At 53.4% G+C, this 21452-nt stretch carries 11 protein-coding genes and 1 pseudogene; 4 read left to right on the top strand and 8 right to left on the bottom strand.

Annotated features, from left to right (window positions below):
* Window positions 1–196 precede the first annotated feature (196 nt).
* From MHH78_RS12215 to MHH78_RS12180, 8 genes are all read right to left on the bottom strand, one after another.
* Window positions 197–1192: a glycoside hydrolase family 43 protein gene (locus MHH78_RS12215; protein ID WP_340951203.1), complete on the bottom strand. Its 996-nt coding sequence runs from the start codon at window positions 1190–1192 to the stop codon at window positions 197–199.
* Complete coding sequence (locus tag MHH78_RS12210; protein WP_341167548.1) at window positions 1189–2712, bottom strand: glycoside hydrolase family 43 protein; 1524 nt, start codon at window positions 2710–2712, stop codon at window positions 1189–1191. Before MHH78_RS12210 ends, MHH78_RS12215 begins: the two co-directional genes overlap by 4 nt.
* A 309-nt stretch (window positions 2713–3021) precedes the next feature.
* Complete coding sequence (locus MHH78_RS12205; RefSeq protein ID WP_341167547.1) at window positions 3022–8982, bottom strand: S-layer homology domain-containing protein; 5961 nt, start codon at window positions 8980–8982, stop codon at window positions 3022–3024.
* A 221-nt stretch (window positions 8983–9203) separates the two neighbouring features.
* Window positions 9204–9923 carry a trehalose operon repressor gene (gene treR, locus MHH78_RS12200; RefSeq protein ID WP_341167546.1) on the bottom strand — a complete coding sequence of 240 codons (720 nt, stop codon included), beginning with the start codon at window positions 9921–9923 and terminating at the stop codon, window positions 9204–9206.
* 31 nt (window positions 9924–9954) lie between these two features.
* Window positions 9955–11937 (bottom strand): PTS system trehalose-specific EIIBC component, encoded by a 1983-nt coding sequence (gene treP / locus MHH78_RS12195; RefSeq protein ID WP_341167545.1) that lies wholly within the window; start codon window positions 11935–11937, stop codon window positions 9955–9957.
* A gap of 138 nt (window positions 11938–12075) precedes the next feature.
* Window positions 12076–13794, bottom strand: coding sequence for an alpha,alpha-phosphotrehalase (treC, locus tag MHH78_RS12190; RefSeq protein ID WP_445668044.1), 1719 nt, complete (start codon window positions 13792–13794; stop codon window positions 12076–12078).
* A gap of 627 nt (window positions 13795–14421) precedes the next feature.
* Entirely contained in the window at window positions 14422–15525 is a 1104-nt protein-coding gene (locus MHH78_RS12185) for a Gfo/Idh/MocA family protein (RefSeq protein ID WP_341167544.1), read from the bottom strand.
* Window positions 15526–15549: 24 nt separating this feature from the next.
* Entirely contained in the window at window positions 15550–16209 is a 660-nt protein-coding gene (locus tag MHH78_RS12180; RefSeq protein WP_341167543.1) for a ThuA domain-containing protein, read from the bottom strand.
* Window positions 16210–16433: 224 nt separating this feature from the next.
* Between MHH78_RS12180 and MHH78_RS12175 the strand changes: the two genes are divergently transcribed.
* The 4 genes and pseudogenes from MHH78_RS12175 to MHH78_RS12160 all read left to right on the top strand — a co-directional run bounded on the left by MHH78_RS12175 (window position 16434) and on the right by MHH78_RS12160 (window position 21352).
* Window positions 16434–17261 (top strand): AraC family transcriptional regulator, encoded by an 828-nt coding sequence (locus tag MHH78_RS12175; protein WP_341167542.1) that lies wholly within the window; start codon window positions 16434–16436, stop codon window positions 17259–17261.
* Window positions 17262–17382: 121 nt separating this feature from the next.
* A pseudogene (locus MHH78_RS12170) lies at window positions 17383–17571 on the top strand (BclA C-terminal domain-containing protein); the annotation flags it as partial.
* A 234-nt stretch (window positions 17572–17805) separates the two neighbouring features.
* On the top strand, window positions 17806–18810 hold the full coding sequence (locus MHH78_RS12165; protein WP_341167540.1) for a hypothetical protein: 1005 nt from the start codon (window positions 17806–17808) through the stop codon (window positions 18808–18810).
* Between the two features lie 178 nt (window positions 18811–18988).
* A complete protein-coding gene (locus tag MHH78_RS12160) occupies window positions 18989–21352 on the top strand; it encodes a collagen-like protein (RefSeq protein WP_341167539.1) in 2364 nt (787 codons plus the stop codon).
* Window positions 21353–21452 lie beyond the last annotated feature (100 nt).

The raw sequence follows: 21452 nt of genomic DNA, 5'->3' as shown, positions 1-21452 counted from the left end.
ACTCGCACCCGCACCTGTCCAATGTGTTCGCTTTTTCGTATACATTCAGCCCGAGCGCCCCGCACCAGCACATGCGTTCGGTTTTTCGCATACATTCGGCCCTCACGCATCCTTGCCACGCCAAAAAGCAGCCCCTCTAGGAACTGCTTCATGGTTACCTCATATGTTACTTACCTTCATTAATCTATCCGCCAGCTTACTCCGCATCCGGATAAGGATTGATACTCTGGATCGTGCCGTCGGCGTTGTACTTCAGCTCGGTGTATTTCACGCAGCGCTTGTGGTTGACGCCTTCAGAGAGGGAGCTGTCGTGATAGAACAGATACCATTTGTCTTCCACTTGCACAATGGAGTGGTGAGTCGTCCAGCCGATGACCGGAGACAGAATCTCGCCCTTGAACGTGAACGGTCCCATCGGATTCTTGCCGATCGCATACACGAGCTTATGCGTGGTTCCTGTTGAGTAGGACAGGTAGTAATCGCCGTTATATTTGTGCATCCATGGGCCTTCAAAATATCTGCGCTCCTCATCCCCGGCCAGAATCGGATTCCCGTCTTCATCGACAATCGAGATCTCAGCAGGCTTGCCCTGGAAGGACAGCATATCGTCGCTAAGCAGCGCAACTTGCGGTCCAAGCGCCGGCTGGTCGGCAGCCGGTCCTTCCGCATCCGGCACGAAGCTGCCGGTCTGCCACTTCTCCAGCTGGCCGCCCCAGAGTCCGCCGAAGTAGATATACGCCTGGTTGTCGTCATCTACCAGCACGGCCGGGTCAATACTGAAGCTGCCTTCCATATAATTCGGCTGCGGGGAGAACGGGCCTGCGGGAGACTCCGACGTTGCCACACCAAGACGGAAGATGCCGTCATGGTCGCGGGCCGGGAAGAACAGATAGTAGGTGTTGTTCTTATATGCGGCATCTGGAGCCCAGAGCTGCTTGGAGGCCCATGGAATATCTCTCACATGCAGCGCTTCGCCGTGATCGACCACCGGAGAATCGAAGCTGTCCATCGAGAGAACATGGTAATCTTCCATTTTATACTGGTCACCGTTATCATTGCTCGGCTCGTCATGATCCAGATCGTGGGAAGGATAGATATAGATTTTGCCTTCATAGACATGGGCGGACGGATCCGCTGTATAGATGTGAGTTACGATCGGTTGGTTAGGCTTAGGTGGTTGTTGCTGATTCATAAGGCATCTCCTTTGATATTGGAATAATAGAATCCTTCATAGTAAGCAGGGCTGGCATTCTCTGTACCGTTGCCCGAGGCATGTACGCCGAGGCAGACACCGGTGAAGCCGCCGTTGACCTCCGGGGACAGGACCGATACATGAACCGTCTCCGGGACTTCATGCCAGGACACCCCATCTGCCGAATAGGAGCAGTGGTAGTGATAGCCGTCGCAGCGGAGGCGAAGCTGAACGGCACCTTCACCGCTTACCTCATACTGGTGAACCTGCCGCTCCTCGCCGTTCTTCACTACAAGCTCCATCACCCGGCGGCCGCTGCGGCAAGTAAGTCCCCAGAAAAGATATCCGCGGTTGTTAAGCCGCGCAGCCAGTCCGGCATGCTCGCCTTCGGTCACCGGCGTGAAGTCAAGGCTGACGCCTGTCTCCATCCGGTGGTGCTGCTGGCGGAGGCACGCGAACACGGCGGGCGCTTCATCGTCCAGCGTGTAGGCATTCCCGCGCACGGTCAGACTGCCTTCGCGCTCGGTCCAGGAATACCGTTCCGCTTCATAAGCGCGGAGGAAGGCCCACTCCGGCCCGAAGCCGTCCTCTGGCGTAAAGCGCCGCACCTGTTCCTCCAGGCTGGACTCGTCCGCGGCTATGACGGTGCCTTCATTATTGTCAATCATCGGCCAGCCGTCCTCCGTCCAGGTGACCGGAGCCAGGAAGGTCTCCCGGCCCAGCGGGGAATACCGGCCTTCCACCGGGCGCATGCCCAGGAAGACGGCCCACCACTGCCCGGACGTATCCTCCACCAGATCGGCATGTCCAAGGCATTGTACCGGGTGATCCTTCAGTCCCCGGTGGGTCAGGATCGGCTCCAGCTTGTCCTCGAACGGGCCGTAAGGGCTGCTGCTGCGGGCAATAATCTCCCGGTGATCGCCCGCCGTGCCGCCGGAGGCGGTCATCAGGTAGTAGACGCCCTTGATCTTGTACAGATGCGGGCCTTCGACCCACGGGCCGTCATCGCCGCTCCAGATGTTAACCGGCTCCGACAGCACTTCCCCGGACAGCGGATCAATCTCATACTGGATAATGTGCGACTCATAGCCTGCACCGTTCTGCACCGTAACATAGGTGCGCCCGTCATCATCGAAGAACAGGGACGGATCAATGCCCCCGTGCGGCAGCAGAATCGGATCAGACCAGGGCCCCTCAGGCTTGTCCGCAGTCACATAGAAATTGCCTATGCCTCTGACATCTGTAGTAATCATGTAGAATCGCCCGTCATGATAACGGATGGTGGCGGCGTAGATGCCTGACGAGCTCTTGGTGGTCCGCAGATCCAGCTGGGACTGGCGGGTCAGCACATGCCCTATCGGGGTCCACTCGATCAGGTCCCTGCTGTGGAAGACAGGCACACCCGGAAAATATTCAAAGGTGCTGTTAATCAGATAGAAATCTTCATTCACACGGACCACACTGGGGTCCGGATAATACCCGGCAATAACGGGATTCCGCACATTCATGGATTGCATCATACCCTCCTCTGGAATGAAAGCAAGCGTTTACAATCGCTAGTGTTATTGTACAAGCCCCGATTAAGCTTTCCTATGCGCAGACTAAAGAATTTCCCCCGAAAAAATGTACAATTTCCGCCTACAACCGATTGTACTGGAAAAACACACCGGTTGCTCGCCATTTTGCTTGAGTTAATGGTCATTTTTTGCGGTGTTTACCGTCTGCCGTATAGTAGTCTCAAAAGTTAACAAAAAGCCGTCCCCCAACCATAATCTGGCTTGAGGGACGACCCTGATCTTGCTTATACAATGGTTATGTGATGCTTATACTTACGGATTAATCAGATTCGATTGAATCAGTAATCTTCGGATGGCAGCCGACGCCTCGGCGCGGGTAATATTCTCGTTCGGCGCAAGACGCTGCTCGTCTCTGCCCAGAATAATACCAGCTGCCAGATTCTGCTTCACATTAGCAACCGCCCAGCCCGCTACCGAAGCGGAATCGGCGAAGGACTTCAGCAGTTGCTGAGTCTGCTCTTCGCTGCGCGAAGACTTCAGTTCTGTGATGCTCAAGGCTCTGCTGACAATTGCCATGGCTTCCTGTCTGGAGATATTGTTGTCCGGTCGGAAGGTTCCGTCCGGATAACCGGTGATCAGGCCGTTCTCGATGGCAACCTGAAGCTCCAGCCCGTACCATCCGCCTGCGGAGACATCGCTGAACGTAACAGGCTGCTCCCCATGGGTGACAATGCCGAGCGCTCTTGCCAGCATGGCAGTGAATTCAGCCCGTGTGATCGCCCGCTGCGGTTCAAAGACCGCTTCCTTCGTGCCGCTTACCACCAGTCTTGAGCCCATGTCATTGACATCAGGCTTACCCCAGTGCTTCGCTACATCCGGGAATTCCAGCGGATTCCAGATTAAGCCGAATTCTCCGCTCTCCAGGCTGTTGATCGTAGCGTAGTAACGTCCGTCTTTAACGGTTACATATGTCGGCTGATGATAGATTGCACCATCCCGGTATAATACGCCAGTGGTAATCTTCATATCTGCCGGTACTTCAAGCGTGTACTTCGCCCAGCCGTGGCTGGTTACCTGTACCGTCTGTCCCTGATACTTCGCCTTAATAGAGAAGTTCACCAGAGTGTTACCAGGCTGTACCTTCTGCTTCGCGGCCGCAAGCTTGAAGGCTTCCAGGCTATCCGGAGCGGATGCTGCCAGCTCAGCTGTGATGACAATGCCACCCAGATTGTCATTCTTCAGTCCAAACTGCTTGCTGAGCGCTGCCAGATCGATAGCAGCTGCGTCAAGCTTAACCGTGCCCAGCTTCGACTCGATCACAATTTCACTGCCCTTATTCTGCAATTCCTTCACTTGATCTGCGGTCAGTTCTACACTGGCCGAAGGAACTGTCTCGCCTTTTACCCCAGGGACAGTTACAGGTGCAGTTGTAGGTGCGGGTTCAGTTTCTTTAACAGGCTCCGCAGCCTTATCTGTAATCCGTACAATCTGGAAGGTACTGAATTTGTTAATCTGAATCTCCAGCGCTACAGGCTCGCCGCTCCGATTATACACAATTTCTGGCGTGTAGATTGTAATCTCGCCATCGCTGTGTTCAACGTACACCCGCAAGCTGTCCAGGAAGGCGTCGCGCACCCCGGAGCTTTGCAGCGGAATCTGATCCGCGAACTCGGACAACGGGAGCTGAATCATAGTATTGATCTTGCTGTAGTTCGTCTCAATCTCGCGAGGCGAACCCAGATTCTGAAGCGTCTTGTCACTGGCCAGTGCCAGCTTGGAAGAACCGTTCAGGATCGCGTTGCTCTGGACGTTCGCTTTCGCCTGCGGGTTCTTCACCGGTACAATCCGGAAATACAGGTCGGTAGCACTCGCATCAAGCTGTGCCAGGCTGGCTGCATCCAGATGGATCGAGCCGAGTGCAGTTACAATATCCAGTGAAGCCTTGCGCCCGGCAAGAATCGAAACGGCCGTTGATGGAATTTCAACTGCAATCTCATCCGCGCGCGCAGCCGGATCATCCACATGGGTGATGGTTACACTCCGGTTGGCTGCATCCGGGTCATTCGGGTTCACGCCTTCCACAAGGTTATATACTTCGTTCTCATCAATCACGATGGTGTCAATCTTCGTTCCGTTTGACAGGTTCGTTCTAAGAATCGTCACGCCCTGCTCCAGCGGCTTGCCGTCATTAGGGGTAGACAGTCCGGCTTGTCTGGACGTTGCTTCACGAACGGCACCTTCCTTGACTACGCCTTTCGCCTTCACAATCAGCAGGTATTGCTTCACTGCACTCTTACCGTTCCGGGTGAAGGTAGCGGTCAGAATGACATTCGTATCCTGGGCCGGAGGCGTTACATTGCCCTTGGCCTCGTCCGCATCCTGCTGGACGGCAATCACCGAAGGCAGGCTTGAGGTCCAGGTAATCTTAGTGTCGTATTTGCCAGTCTGAAGCAATACGAAGGCTTCAGTGACACTCTCCCAGGTATCCCCCTCAGCGAACGTTGCCGCAGGATGGATTCCTGTAGTTCTGGCCGCTTCCTCTGCCGCTTCCTGATCACTGAGTTTTTTGATAACAATTGTAAAAGTCTTCGCCAGAGTCCCGCCCGGATGGTCCGGGTCTGCGAGCTGTACAGTAAGCTCTACCGTAACATCCTCTTCATCCGGCCCCGGTCGCTTAACCCGTCCGGTATTCGTCAGAATATCCGGCTTGTTCGAAGTCCAGGTCAGTACAGATCCGGTCTCTCCTGTCTTAGGCAGGAACAGATTCCGGGTCACCGACTCCTCTGAATCTCCAGGAGCATAACCGATCTTGATATTCACCTCATCCTGAGGAAGATCGACCGTGGCCGTTCCTTTGACCGTAATGTAGAAGTCATGCTCCCGGAAAAAGCCTTCCTTGGCAACGCGTGCCGTCAGCCGTACTACTGTATCCTTCAGCGGACGCTGCACTTCACCTGTGTTGCTGACAATATCGCCGCGATGGCTTGTCCATACAACCTCGGAATCATAGTAGCCCTTGGAGATCAGCTCAACGTCTTGCGTTACGCTCTTGGCTGTATCCTGTCCTTTGTAGCCGATTCTCAGCAGCTTCATAGCTTCATCTAGCTGATCGTCGATGCTCTGACGCTTAGCCTTAACAGTTACTATGAATTCTTTCTGGTAGGTCACACTGCCTTTGGTCACTGTTGCTGTCAGGGTAACCTTCTGGTCTCCATCTGCATAAGCAGGGCGCTTCACGCCACCATCCGGAGTAATCACCGAATCCTGGGAGGAGGTCCAGGTGATCGTGCTGCCGCTGGTGCCTTCGGTAATCAAGTCAAGATCCGTCAGGACCTGCTCCTGCTCCTCGTTATCTTCCCGAATCATGTCCCAGTCCAGCTTGGCCAAGGTCTCATTTACAGATTCTTCATCTGTCATTGGACGCTTGATGACCGTAAGCACGAATTCTTTGGTCAGCACGCTGTCTCCCTTACGGATGACCGCTGTTAAGGTTACCGGCTTGTCCCCCTTTGAAAAGGAAGGTGGTGTTACCGTTCCGTCAGTGGCAATCACCTCTTCATCGGAAGAGGTCCAGGTGATCGTGCTGCCATTCGTCCCATTCTTCGGCAAATACACCGCAGAGGTTACGGATTCCTGCTTCACATTCTCCTCGCGGATCGTATTCCAGGTAAGCAGGTAAGTATCTTCGGTTACCGATTGTTTGTCGGTGCCGGCCTGCTTTTTGACAATCAGCTCGAAGGTCTTCGTTAGCTCGGATGCCCCATTCTTCAGCACCGCTGTCAATGTAACCGGCTGATCGCCTGTATTGAACGGCGGTCTTGTCACCGTCCCGTCTGTGGCAACGACCGTTCCATTGGTGGAGGTCCAGGTAATCGTGCTACCGTTAGCTCCTTTTAGAGGTAAATCTAGTCCGCTCAGCACAGAGCTCTGCAGGGCATTGTCCTTACGGATCAACTCCCAGGTTAAGGCTTCCATATCGCGTTTCACCAACGCACCAGCACCCGGTAACTGCAGATCAACGTTATTGGAGGTCACAGGCTTAACCCCGTCTACAATAATAGAAGGATCTACCGTGACTGAAGCAAAAGCAGATGCCTCGTATTTTCCAGCCGCCTGACCGGTGAAATGAATCTCAAGTACCGTGCCGCTAATTCGCACCACGCTGAAGCTTAAGCCTTCAGGCATATTATTAACACTTACACCGCCTTCGACCTCTTCTGTAAATACGCCGTTACGCAGGGTCACCGTCAGCGTCTCTGCCGCTGAGCCGTCACCCGCATCGTGGATTACATCAGGAGACGCGGCAATCACTGCCGGAGGAGAGCGGAACAGAATAGCGAAGGTTCCTGACGGAATGCCTGCTAGCGTAACCGCTGCCCGGTTCACACTGTCAGCAGTCTTATGGCTGGCAGCCTGGCCGGTAATGGCCACCGTAATCTGGTTCGGAGAATCCACGGTAATCTTGCCTGGCGTAAGGCCCGGCGGCCAATTCACCGCTTCGATGGCATCCATAACCGACTCATCGAAAGAACCGTTCTTCAGTTCAAGAACAAGCACATCCCCGATCGTGCCATCATTCAGATCCGATTCATAGAGCTGCGGTGTCTTGACCACCAAATAAGGCTCTTTGTCCATGAAATCGAATTTGAAGGTGTTCGTGCTTATATCCGCCGGACTTCCTTCAAGCTTCCCGGAAGCCACAGTCACGTATGCACCGTAGACATCGCTGGTCACCGTAGCTGCACCGGTGAACTGAAGCGTGAGCTCTGTGTCGGATACTCTTGTCACGCTAGTGCCAAGACCGGCTGGCAGACCATGCACCTGCACATCGGCTGCATCAATCGTTTCATTGAATTTGCCGCCAGTAATCGTCACGCCAAGCGTCTCAGTGATTTCACCCGAGCCATAGACCGCTTCGGATACAATCCCTTTATTCAGGCTAAGCGCCGCAGGATCTCTGAACGTTACACTGAAGGTCTTGGTCGTCAGACCGGAGGAGATCCCCAGCAGATTCTCCTTATCGACCGTAACGGACAGGTTCTTCGTTGTCGCATCCTTGCCGTGATCAACCGCCGCACCAGTCAGTGTGAAGTTAAGCTCCGTATCACTCAGCCGGGTTACTGCGAAATCAAGTCCTTCCGGCAGATTGTTGATACGGATATGGCTTGGATCAATAGAATCAGCAAGGGTCGCACCGACTATATTCACCTTCTGGTTGCCGGTAACCGTTCCATCATTCGCCTTGGCTTCCACCAGCTCGTTGCTGGCGCCTTCATCCAGCTCAATGTCAGAGATGACTTCACTGAAATCCCTCTCATCGAGACTCGTGTAATAGGTGAATTTCTTGCTTGCGTTCGGAGCCAGCGTACCAGAATCCCAGGTCATGGTAATCCCTGCATCAGCCTTGACTTCCACGTTCTTCGCTTTCGGACTGTTGTAAGCTTCCAGCGCATAAGGGTTAGTATTGGTAAACCCGAAGACGGAAGCCTTCGCCCGTGGATCACTGGAATAGAAGAAGATTGGGGCTCTTGAATTAAAGGCCTTGTACAGCGGATCATTATCAGCAATAGTACTCGCCTTCACGACTGCAGCGCGATCTTCCTCAATGGTGTGGGTCACAATATTAGAGGTGACATATGCCCCTCCTTGATCCACCGTATTATCCGGGTCCATTGAGCGCATATACCGCGCCCCGTCCCAATTCTTATCTGTAAGATTGGTAATAGTCACATCATTGCGGTAGAATTTCTGGTTCTCCCCAAAGCTGATCACCTGCTTAATCTCCATAGTGTCAGTCCATGTGGATACCGTAGTCGCACTAAGAATTCCTTTATCCGTCTGCGAGGTATTTACAACGGTGGTCGGCATATCCATCGAGTGCATCTGCGCTGAATTGGACTTCGCATATGTATTTCCGCCGATCTGGTATCCTACCGCGAACCGTTCTTCAGGGGTACCCGGCAAATAATAATCGACTGGCAGATCTTTGCCTGTTCCATATCCGTCATGATCCGCACTCATTCCCAGATAAGGTCTGGAATTCGTTCCACGGAAATTAGCGGGCTTACTGCCCATCGTACCGAAATTCCCCCAGTTGCTTATCCCCAGTTCAATGAATTTCCCTCCCAGGAAAAGCTCTGTTCCGCCTTCCCCGCCATAGGCAGCCCTTGCTCCCCAATCTGCTGAATCTGCATGTACAGCCAGGGGCGCTGGAAACATAGACAGGATCATTGTGGGCACCATTAGCAGTGCGAGCAGCTTCTTACGCTTCATTGTCTCACTCCATTCTTCATCATTGAAATGCAAGCCTATCCCTAATAAAAGCAAATCATTCTCACAAAATTCTCACAAATGATCGAAAAATGTCGTTAATTTGCGCAAAAAGCAAAAAAAGAAGCAGAGCGCACGATTTTACGTGAACGCCCTGCTTTATGGTGCTTCATTTCAGTTGCGGTCAGGAATGCCTCCAGCACATCCAGTTCTGGAAGTTTGTTTCACCGCCTAACCCTTCTGGCAAAATCCACAAACTGAAATTTGTCCAGCCGGTGCCGGGACTCGGTATATTGGAACAGCACGGTATTCTCCAGATACACATAGTTGCGCACTACGACAATATGCGTATATTGCTTCAGGTCCAGCAGGCGCTGATCCTCCCCGGTGGAGGGCTCAACGGAAATCAGCTTTTTGGCATAACTGATCTTAAGACCCAGCTCAGACTCAAGGTATTCAAAAATTGAGCCTGCTGCGATCTCCTTGCTGAGGAAAGGAATGATATCTGAGCGGAAATAGTCCTTGTCCAGAATAATGCGTTCGGCTTCAATCTCTCTGACGCGGATCACCTTCCACACCGGCGTCTCTTCGGTGATGTGCAGTTGCCGGGCCAGCAGGGAGCCTGCCGGCTCCAGGACCGTCTCCTCTACCAGTGTCCGTGAGGGAACCCCGAGCGTCCCGGTCAGCTCCTGGAATGAGATCAGCCCGGTTACGGGGAAATCCAGCCGCGTCATATCCAGCACAAACGAGCCTTTGCCTTTGATCTTGTTAATATAGCCCTCACGGAACAAGAGATTCAGCGCCTTGCGCACCGTCTCCCGCGAAGTCTGGTAAGCCTCCGCCAGCTCACTCTCGGAGGGCAGCTTGGTTCCAGGCGCAAGCTGGCCGGAATGAATACGGTTGCTATATTCCGTATAAATCTGCAAAAATATATTCTCTCTCATCAATCATCACCGCCCTATATTGTAACACGGGTCACCCCTTAAGATGAACGGTCAGAATACTTGTCTGCTTCGCGGTAGTCGGTCCGGTCCGCTCCTCAATCCGCTCCACCATTTCCTGCCCGGCAGGGATAATGATCGGAGTAATGAGCGGGTAACCGGCGGCGCGGATGGCCTCCATATCGAATTCCAGCAGAAGCTCGCCAGCCTGCACCTTGTCGCCGATTTCCTTGCGCGCCGTGAACCCGCTGCCCTTGAGCGACACGGTGTTGATCCCGACATGGATCAGCACCTGGACTCCGCTGGCATGCTCCAGAATCAGCGCATGCTTGCTCTTAATCACATGGGCCACTGTAGCATCGAAGGGAGCGTAGACCTTGCCTTCGGAAGGTTCAATGGCAATCCCTTCCCCCATCTGCTTCTCGGCAAAAGCGGGATCAGGAACCTGCTCCAGCGGCACCGCCGTTCCGTTGAGCGGCGAGGCCAGCTCCAGAATATTCACCGGCTCCTGCGAGCCTTGGACGGAGCTGCGGCTGCTTAGCTCTTTGCTTGTATCTGATGGACTGGATACTGCCGCGCTTGCTCCAGCAGCATCTGATTTGTTCGCCGCCCGCTGCACGACTGCCCGGCCATACAGCACCGTGGCAACAAACGGCACAATCAGTACGATCGCCATCCCGACGAAGAATACGCCCCACTGGTTAGGGAAGATCGACAGGAAGCCGGGTACTCCCCCTACGCCAATGGAAGTGGCGCGGACTTGATTAACGGTCAGCAGCACTCCGGCCATCGCGGAGCCGATCATCCCGAAGATGAACGGGTAACGGTAGCGGATATTTACCCCGAAGATCGCCGGCTCGGTGACTCCGAGGAACGCCGAGACGGAAGAGGTGACGGCCAGACCTTTGGCCTTCTGCTCTTTGACCACGAATATCATGGCAAGAGCTGCGGCACCCTGGGCAATGTTGGAGAGGGCTAGCATCGGCCACAGGAACGTCCCTCCTTCGCTGCCGATCAGCTGAACGTCCACGGCCAGGAAGGTGTGATGCATTCCCGTAATAACCAGCAGCGAATAGAATCCGCCGTAGATCAAGCCGCCAAGGATGGCGAAATGATCGAAAACATAGATCAGCCCGGAGGTAATGGCATTCGCAATGCCGAACGTAACCGGTCCGATGATGGTGAAGGCCAGGAACCCTGTAATCAGCAGTGTCAATGGTGCGACCACGAGCAATTTGATCGAATCATGGACCCGCTTATCCAGGAATTTCTCAATACTGGCCAGAATATAGGCCGATACCAGGACCGGCAGGACCTGCCCCTGATAACCGATCCGCTCCAGATGCCAGCCGAACAGGTTCCAGGTCGGAACAGTTCCTTCCGTAGAAGCAGCCGCATAGCCGTAGGCACTCAGAAGGTCCGGATGAACCAGAATCAGACCCAGCACAATCCCAAGCAGCGGACTACCCCCGAAGCGGGTCATGGCCGCCCAGCCGATCAGAGCCGGCAAGAAGGTAAACGCCGTGCTGGCAATCGTATTAATAATGGCAGCAATATCCTTCCACTGCGGATAGACATCGACCAGTGACTGGCTGAAGAAGATCCCCGGGCCGGTCAGCAGGTTATTGATCCCCAGCAGCAGACCCGCAGTGACGATGGCCGGAAGAATAGGGATGAAGATATCCGCCAGCGTCTTGATCGCCCGCTGCAGCGGGTTCTGCTTGCGGGCAGCGGCTGACTTCACCTCATCCTTGGAGGAGCGGGAGCCGCCGGTCAGTTGAATCATCTCATCATAGACTTTATCTACCGTTCCCGGTCCGATAACAATCTGGAATTGTCCCTGGGAAGAAAATTGTCCCTTCACAAGGTCGTTGCGGTCCAGCGCCGCCGAATCCACCTTGCTCTCGTCATAGAGTGAGAATCTTAGCCGGGTTACACAATGTGTTGCAACCTCAATATTCTCCTTGCCTCCAACCGCCCGGACAATCTCTTCAACATTTTTGCGGTCTATAGCCATATTGTCACTCCTCGCGTAGTCATAGTTGATGAAGCCCTGGCAGATGTTGCTTCTCTTATTCTCTTAGTGCATCTGATTTCTTAGCAAGCGTCGCTTCTATGCCGCTTCTAAATGTACATTCCCTATTATCCGCTTCCTCTAACTCTGGCTGATTAGCCACAGGTAGGAAGCATAAGGACTAAGCTGAAGCTCTTGTGTCAGTGCGGGATGCTCTCCCGTATTGCCGATCAGAAGCCGGCCCTTGCCGGCTGCGCTTAAGTCCGTCCAGTGCTCTTCCGGGAACCGGAAGCTGACCTCCTTGCTGCTGAAGTTCGATACCACCACCAGCGCCTCGCCGTCCCCCAAGCGTGCATAAGCGAACACCTCGGGATGTGCTTCGTCCAGTCTGCGGTAGATGCCGTCCGTGAAGACCGCATGCGCCTTGCGCAGAGCGATCAGCCTGCGGTAGTGATGGAAGATCGAATCCGGCCGCTCCCGCTCCTTCTGCACATTGATGTCCGGGTAACGTTCATCCACCTTCAGCCAAGGAGTACCAGTGGTGAAGCCTGCATTCGCGCTGTCATCCCACTGCATCGGCGTACGGGAGTTGTCCCTTGAACGTTCCTGCAGGATAGCGAGAGTTTCCCCGGGGTTTGCCCCCTGCTCACACAGAATCCGGTACATATTCAGCGACTCGATATCGCGGAATTCCTCGATCCCCCGCCACTTCGGATTCGGCATGCCGATCTCTTCCCCCTGATACACATACGGCGTGCCCTGAAGCCCATGCAGGGTGGTCGCCAGCAGCTTGGCGCTCTCCATGCGGTAGACACCATCATCCGTGAATCTGGACAGCGCTCTGGGCTGATCATGATTATTGAAAAATAAAGCGTTCCAGCCCCCACCCTCCTGCATCCCGGTCTGCCACTCACTGAATAGCCGCTTGAGTGCTTCGAAATCGTAAGGCATCAGCTCCCACTTCCGGCCGTTCGGATAATCCACCTTCAGATGATGGAAGTTGAAGGTCATCGAGAATTCCCGCTGCTCAGGGCTGGAGTAACGGATGCACTCTTCAAGCGTAGTAGAGGACATTTCTCCGACCGTGATCATCTCATGCGGGCCAAATACCTCATCATACATCGCTCTGATGAATTCATGGACACGTGGACCATCTGTGTAGAATTTCCGTCCATCTCCCGGCGGCACACTCCCGTCATCATCCGGGAAGCGCTGGTCCTTGGAGATCAGGTTAATGACGTCCATCCGGAAGCCGTCCACACCCTTGCGAGCCCAGAACAGCATCATCTCGTTCACCGCTTGGCGGACCTGCCCGTTCTCCCAGTTCAGATCCGCCTGAGTTTTGTCGAACAGGGTCAGGTAATATTGGCCTGACGCCTCATCGTACTGCCAGGCCGGGCCGCCGAACTTCGACTGCCAGTTGTTCGGCAGGCCGCCGCCCGGAGCCGGATCTCTCCAGATATAATAATCACGGTACGGATTATCCCTGCTTGAGATGGACTGCTTGAACCACTCATGCTCTGTCGAGGTATGGTTGACCACGATATCCGTCATCAGCTTCATTCCGCGCCGGTGCAGCTCCGCTACCAGCTCGTCGAAGTCCTCCATCGTGCCGAATTCGGGGTTAATCCGCTCATAATCGGCCACATCGTAACCGTTATCATGTCCCGGCGAGACATAGACCGGCTGGAGCCAGACAATATCAATCCCCAGCTCCTGCAAATAATCCAGCTTCTCCGTCAGGCCTCTGATATCGCCGGTTCCGTTCCCCGTCGTATCCTTGAAACTCTTCGGATACACCTGATACACAGTAGACCGGCGCCACCATTCCGCTGTCCGGGCTTGACTCACTTGATTCAACTAAAGCACCTCCATGAAGAACTTGTTGACATACATTACACTTGTATATACAAGTTTAAACAGAGAGGGGCCTGAATGTGAGGAGGATGCTCTCGCACCAACGGATACATTAAGACCACGCGCCGTCCCCCGGCACAATGTATGCTGTTTTTCACATACATTCGGGCCGTATGCCGCTTGCGAACACAATGTATGCTGTTTTCCGCATACATTCGGGCCGTGTGCCGCTTGCGAACACAATGTATGCTGTTTTCCGCATACATTCGGGCCGTGTGCCTGCTTGCGGGCACAATGTATGCTGTTTTCCGCATACATTCGGGCCGTGTGCCGCTTGCGAACACAATGTATGCTGTTTTTGACATACATTAGGCTCACGCACCCCCTACCTGTAAATTGTATTCGATTTTTCACACACATTCGGTTCACGCGCCCCTACCTGCAAATTGTGTGCGGTTTTTCGCATACACTGGGTCCACGTACCTTCAGGCCGAGCATCCACCACTCCACCTCACAAAAAAACAGCGCCCCTCCCCGCAACCGGGGACAGAACGCTGCTTGTTAAAATGCTATTAACTCTACACTCTTCGCTTATTCGCGCTACTTTTCGCTATGCCTAGCTACTATTTACTACTCCAAATATCCCTTAATCAGTCCCGGAGCCAGCAGCTTCGGCTGCTCACAGGTGGTGGTCAGCTCGGCATAGCGCTTCGAGTCGGAGCTGGTGTGGAAGGCATGCATGATCTCCAGCACATGATTCGCCAGCTCACCGTTTGCGCGCGGGGTCTCTCCGGTCCCGATGCAGCGGGCCATATCCGCCACGCCGATGCCCCGGCTGTTGCCCTCATAGCTATGGACCACCGGAACCTCCTTGAATTCGGAGCTATGCGCCGGACGCAGCAGGATCGGGCCGCCGAAGGTGTTCGGGTCCGGCACAATCAGGGTGCCCAGCGAGCCGTAGATCTCAATGCGCGGCAGCGTGCTGTGCCAGACATCGAAGCTGGTAATCATCGTGGCAACCGTACCGCTGGCGAACTGGATTGTTCCGGCCACATGCGTAGGGACTTCAACGTCCACTACCTTGCCGAACTTCTTCTCACTGGTGATTGTCCGGGTAGGGAACGAAGTCTTGGTCATGCCGCATACCGTAGTTGCTGGGCCCAGCAGAGATACCAGAGCGGTCAGATAATACGGGCCCATATCGAACATCGGGCCGCCGCCGGCCTGGTAGTAGAATTCAGGGTCTGGGTGCCAGCTCTCATGACCATGGCAGAGCATAAAGGCCGTTGCCGCCACCGGCTCGCCGATATATCCGTCTGCAATCAGCTTGGCGCAGGTCTGCAGACCACCCCCAAGGAAGGTGTCAGGAGCACAGCCGATGAACAGATTCTTTTCTTTTGCCAATGCGACCAGCTCGGTTCCGTTCTCAAGCGACAACGACAGCGGCTTTTCCACATACACATGCTTGCCTGCGAGCAGTGCTTGCTTACACACATCGAAATGGTAATTAGGCGTGGTCAGATTCACGACAATCTCAATCTCATCCGAAGCCAACAGCTCCGCTGTCGTCCAGACATTCGGAACCCCGTACTGCTCTGCGGCCTGCTGCGCCCGCTCCAGATTAAGATCCGAACAGGCGTAGACCTCCGTATTCTTGAACGTTCCCGTCAAATTCTCGAAATAAATGCCGCTGATATTTCCGCAGCCGACAATCCCAATTTTTACTTTACGCACGCTGTCTCCCACCTTGTCCTTCGTTTATTTGGCTGCCCACAAGAAGCCCCGGCGCATCAGTTCCTTGGCCTCCGGAATATCGAACACATCCGCATGATGTCCAAGCGCGTTATAGAATACCTTGCCCTGGCCCCATTTCTTCGTGTAGACGACCGGCATCGTGATGACACCATTGGCCGAATGCTCCCCTTCACTCATAACAAAAGTAGTGGTAGCCAGTACATTCACCGCCGGATCGACGTGCAGATAATACTGCTCCGACTTCACCATGAAGTCCTGCATGCCTTCCACAATCGGGCTGGAGCCGGATTTCACGATGTTCACTTCATAATCCACCCCATCATTGAAGGGATGCGCCACCCATTGCGATCCGGTCAAAAATTGCCATTCCGTATTGGTACGGAAGGAATCGCACATCCCGCCGTGACAGCCCGCGATGCCTACGCCGGAAGCCACAGCCCCCAGAACCGCCGAACACTGCTCCCCCTTGATTTCACCCATGGTCCACACCGGCACGATCAGGTTCAGCGCCTTCAGTGCCTCGGCATCATTGAAGCTGTCCAGCGTATCCGAGACTTCAACCTCGAAGCCTTCATTCTTAAGAATATCCGCAAAAATCGCCGCTACCTCATTCGGTTCATGCCCGTCCCATCCGCCTTTTACAATCAATGCCTTCTTTGCCATATCAAGCTCTCCTTTTTGTCCTATTTATCCAAGTTCGGGTTATAGATTGATTAAGATCCGGTCTTCCTGAAGAAATTGTAATTCATTGCGGCCGTTCCTGCTCGTCATTTTACTTGTAGGAATGGTCATTTTTTGCTAAATTTAAGACTGCATTATGCGATAAGCAGCAAATCACTGAAACCGCTTCCTGACGAACTGCCGGGAGGACGAGAACAGGAGTAACCATGAGAGCATTTCACGAGAACCGGACGTATGGCTATGCGTTTCCCTTCACTGCCTTTGTAAGCCGTAATATTGATTTTTTGGCCCACTGGCACAATGATCTGGAGATTGTCTATGTCCTGGAGGGGTCGATCCGGATGGGGATTAACTCCGAGACACGGGTGCTGACCGCCGGGGATCTGGCCGTATGCAGCAGCGGGGATATTCATTATTATGACAGCAAGAACAGCCAGTCCAAGCTGCTGATGGTTATTTTCAATCCTTCACTGATCGGATATCCGGCCGGCTGGCCCCTGAATATGCGGCTGATGTCTCCTTTTCTGGACCAGAGCCAGTCTGTTCCTGAGCAAGGCAATCCCCGCCTGTCCGCGATTATGCAGGAGCTGCTCGAGGAGTATCTGGAGAAACCCCCGCATCATGAACAACTGGTGACCGGCCTGCTGCATGAGCTGTGTGCGCTGATTCTGCGGCAGATGCCGCTGGATATCGTGAATCCGCATAAGGATAAGCGGCGCATTACCAATATGAAGATTATGCAGGAGGTGCTGGAGTATCTGGATGTCCATTACATGCACCCCATCACCCTGGCCGATGCCGCCCGGCATGCCAATATGAGCCTGTTCTACTTCTCCCGCTTCTTCAAAAGCATCTCAGGTATGAGCTTCGTCGCTTACCTGAACAGCATCCGCGTCAACCAGGCGGAACGGCTGCTGCTGGGCACCGACAAAAGCATTCTGGATATCGCTTTGGAATGCGGCTTCACCAACATCCGCACCTTCAACCGGGTGTTCAAGCAGGTCAAGCTGCGGACACCGAGCGAACTGCGATAGCATCCCGTTGCCTCTTTTACAGAGGATTGACGAAATATTGGATACTTATAGGTTGTTACCGTCTCATCGGGTAATTTCCAGGAATATGATGACAGTATCCTACTTCAAGGAGGCTAACCTGTTGTCCAATCCCAGCATCCCTAACATCAGCCCTACGATTACGTTAACAAGGGACGATGCCATTAACCTGCTGTTATCCTCCATTGCCATGGAAGAACTGGCACTTGCCCATATTATTAACGCCGAAGGCGAGAATCTCCAATTTGCTTTGGGGACGCTGACTGGAATCAGCGTTCCTCCTGCTACACTCGCATAGGTGCAAACCTTAAACTAATGAATAGAAAGAGGCAACTTCGGAAGCTTGATTACTCCTGAAGCTGTCTCTTTCTTTTATCCATACGCTTAGTTGTAGCAGATTCTGACCTAACTCCGCACCAAACCATTAAACCTGAATATTCATATATTAATTATTATTAATTATGTTGCAGACTCCGCATGTGCACTGAAACCGTTCTCAAATATAATGGCAGGAAGTGATGAAGGAATGGCCTTTTTATCAACAGGACCCATCGAGAATAACCTGGTTAACGGGATAAGGCCAACTCAGCAGGTTACTGTTAAAATCGTTAACAGCAGTGGGATCTCGGCTTCCTCAGTCTCCATTCAGGGGTATTATCTAAATGCAGGAACAAGGCACATGTATGTGAACGAAGTACTCGCTATTACAGAGAATCAAGTCATCACGAAGGAATATTATGCTGATTTTAATGGTTTTGAATTTAAATTTATTACACCCGATACTCCCGCTGATAGGAATCAATCTGTTCAAATATCGGTGTGGGGCAAGAGTAGCACAGGTCAACTGGTAACCGCACACCGTCTGGTATCTGAAGAACTGCTTGGTGAAAATAACGTCGGAGCGACAGGACCTGCTGGAGAACAAGGCCCTCCTGGAGAGGCTGGACCTACCGGGGCAGGGCTTCCCGGGCCTACTGGCACTACCGGCATGACAGGTGCTACCGGCCTTACGGGCGTTACCGGGCTCACAGGCGTTACGGGTCTCACGGGCGTTACAGGCCTCACGGGCGTTACCGGGCTCACGGGTGTTACCGGGGCTACAGGTACCCTTTCAACAGCTTATGCCGTTAGCTTTGCAGATTCTTCTACTACTGCGGTTATTCTTACTCCAAATGATAAAATAGGTTTCATCGCACCAGCTCAATCTCTTGGTATTACATGGAATGCCGCTTCAAAAGATTTTATAGTTCCTGCAAATGGAGTTTATCATGTAACGTGTACTGTTTCTGTTGCAAGTGGTTCGGACGGAGTGTTTGAGTTCATGAGTGGACCTACACCATCAGGGGTAAGCAGGTCAATTGCATATGCAAGTTCCTCTGGTTCTGTTACCATGTTCGATATTTTCTCCTTGAACGCTAACGACAAAATTGCCGTTAGAAATGGCGGCAATGCAAGTGTTACGATGCTAACCGGCACCAATGACGGAAGAATTCCAAATTATTCAATGATCACTATCATCAAAATCTCCTGAGCATAACGCTTGCCAATCTGAACGGCCTGATTACAACAACCACGAAAGCCTGAATTACCGGTTCCATCTGGTACTCCATCTTCCACTGAGATCATTGGTCAATAATAGGTAACTATCCGTTTCACCAGAAAGATTCATAGAATATTGTGGATTAATCCAACTTGAGGAGGTTAAACTCTTGTCGAATCCCAATATTCCAAACATCACACCTACGGTTGCATTATCGAGGGATGATGTCGTCAATCTGCTATTCTCTTCCATTGCCATGGAAGAGCTTGGATTAGCCCATATCATTAACGCTGAAGGGGAGAAGATCCAGTACGCCCTGGGCACACTGCCGGGCCTTACCGGCCCTCCTGCTACACTTGCCCAGTTGCTGGAGATCAATGACAGCGCCCGGTCCTTGCTGAATGCTATCTCCCGCCAGGAGATGATGCTGGATTCCAAGCTGACGACCGCTGCCAGCCTTCCGACACTGGCTGGACCTACCGGTCCTGCCGGTCCTACCGGAGCCCCTGGGGCCGTCACCAGTGTGAATGGTCAGACCGGCGATGTCGTGCTGGATGCCGAAGTTGGTGTCTTCCCGATCAACAATGATGAGTTTTCGGGTAGTAATCTGAATCAATTCAACCAGCCGGGGGTCTACAGCTCGGCAAACCCGTTCGGTCCAGATGCACAGAACAGTCCACCTGTCCTCCACAAAGCCGTCTGGACCCTGTATGTCTCCCGCGTCGGCGACTTTGTCCAGCAGCTCTACATCTCCAATCCTTCCCTCTACTACCGCAGCAGTCAGGATGGCGGAACCAGCTATCCGGGTGGTTGGATTCCCATTGGCGAACAAGGACCCACGGGGCCGACTGGGGCCGGAGTTACTGGCCTTACAGGAGAGACTGGAGCCACAGGACTCACCGGGGTGACTGGTGCCACGGGACTTACCGGGGAGACCGGGACCACGGGGCTTACCGGGCAGACTGGGGCCACGGGGCTTACCGGGCAGACTGGGGCCACGGGGCTTACCGGGCAGACCGGTGCCACGGGGCTTACCGGGCAGACCGGTGCCACGGGACTCACCGGGCAGACCGGGGCCACGGGACTTACCGGGCAGACTGGGGCCACAGGACTTACCGGGGAGACTGGGGCCACGGGGCTTACCGGGCAGACCGGTGCCACGGGACTCACCGGGCAGACTGGGGCCACGGGACTTACCGGGCAGACTGGGGCCACAGGACTTACCGGGGAGACTGGGGCCACAGGACTTACCGGGCAGACTGGGGCCACGGGACTTACCGGGGAGACCGGTGCCACGGGACTCACCGGGGAGACCGGAGCCACGGGACTTACCGGGCAGACTGGGGCCACAGGACTTACCGGGGAGACCGGTGCCACGGGACTCACCGGGGAGACCGGTGCCACGGGACTCACCGGGGAGACCGGTGCCACGGGACTCACCGGGGAGACCGGTGCCACGGGACTCACCGGGGAGACCGGTGCCACGGGACTCACCGGGGAGACCGGTGCCACGGGACTCACCGGAGCCACGGGACTTACCGGCGTTACTGGCTTAACGGGCGTCACCGGACTCACCGGCGTAACCGGGCCGACTGGAACCTTGCATCCCCCAATGCTGTATGTAGGCTCTAATGGAACTAATAAATATGTGTCTGTCATTAACGCCTTAACGAACGAAATCGTTTCAAGCTTTGCAATTACGAGCACGTACTTTGGAAGTGCGACAATAGATACACAACGTCATCTTTTGTATTATTCTGATGCTGGCAACATTATTCAGTATGACGAAATAACGAACCAGATAACCGCCACTTACCCGGTTGGAGGAACGCCCCGCGGAATGGCCATTAATACCCTTACGAATAAGCTGTATGTAGCCAACTCTCAAGGTGCAGCCAATAATATTTGGCAAATCGATATCTCCTCAGGAGCAGTTACAACAATTCCTAATGTCACAGCTTTTCCTGTTCAGATTGATATCAATCCACTTAACAATAGAATTTATATTGCCGGTAACTATGTTTCAGTTATTGATGGGAACAATAACTCAGTTATTACGACGTTTTCACTTCCTTCTTCCGGCAGACCTCATGGAATCATAATCGACCCCCTGCGTGACCAGCTTTGGGTGGCAAATTATGCGGACCCAGGCATTGTAAATGTTATTGATCCGATCACCCATGCGATTGTTGGTACAATTACTGTTGGCAGGAATCTTTCGAATATTGCAGGGAACTTGCTGACCAACCGCTTTTATGTATCCAATTACAGCACATCCTATGTTAGCGTCATAGACGGAACTACTCCTTATAACATAGTTGGCACGATTGCAACAGGGACCAACCAAGACTCTCCTGCTGTTAATCCATTCATAACATTACTGCTGAACAGTGTTCAATCTAATCTGGTCTATGCCAGCATTGGAGGGTCGAATGCCGTGGTCGTTATTGATCAGAATACCAATAAGGTGCTTGCTACCATTCCAGTTGGAAACACGCCTGTATGGAGTGTTATTGATCCATTTATGTCATAACGCAGGCTAAGAGCAGAACTGTCTGTGTCTCACGTATTACAAGGAGAGGTGCGCAAGCAGTTGCGCACCTCTCTTCTATGCCTCAACCTTCAAAGTCCAC

Source organism: Paenibacillus sp. FSL H3-0333, assembly GCF_038002805.1.
Classification (GTDB): Bacteria; Bacillota; Bacilli; order Paenibacillales; family Paenibacillaceae; genus Paenibacillus_AQ; species Paenibacillus_AQ silagei.
Note: the sequence above shows the minus strand (reverse complement) of the source record. Positions and strands in the feature narration are given on the sequence as shown.

Excerpts from the sequence above, each read along its gene's own strand:
- MHH78_RS12215 (WP_340951203.1), bottom strand. The coding sequence starts at position 1,192 with ATGAATCAGCAACAACCACCTAAGCCTAACCAACCGATCGTAACTCAC.
- MHH78_RS12210 (WP_341167548.1), bottom strand. The coding sequence starts at position 2,712 with ATGATGCAATCCATGAATGTGCGGAATCCCGTTATTGCCGGGTATTAT.
- MHH78_RS12205 (WP_341167547.1), bottom strand. The coding sequence starts at position 8,982 with ATGAAGCGTAAGAAGCTGCTCGCACTGCTAATGGTGCCCACAATGATC.
- treR (WP_341167546.1), bottom strand. The coding sequence starts at position 9,923 with ATGAGAGAGAATATATTTTTGCAGATTTATACGGAATATAGCAACCGT.
- treP (WP_341167545.1), bottom strand. The coding sequence starts at position 11,937 with ATGGCTATAGACCGCAAAAATGTTGAAGAGATTGTCCGGGCGGTTGGA.
- MHH78_RS12180 (WP_341167543.1), bottom strand. The coding sequence starts at position 16,209 with ATGGCAAAGAAGGCATTGATTGTAAAAGGCGGATGGGACGGGCATGAA.
- MHH78_RS12175 (WP_341167542.1), top strand. The coding sequence starts at position 16,434 with ATGAGAGCATTTCACGAGAACCGGACGTATGGCTATGCGTTTCCCTTC.
- MHH78_RS12165 (WP_341167540.1), top strand. The coding sequence starts at position 17,806 with ATGGCCTTTTTATCAACAGGACCCATCGAGAATAACCTGGTTAACGGG.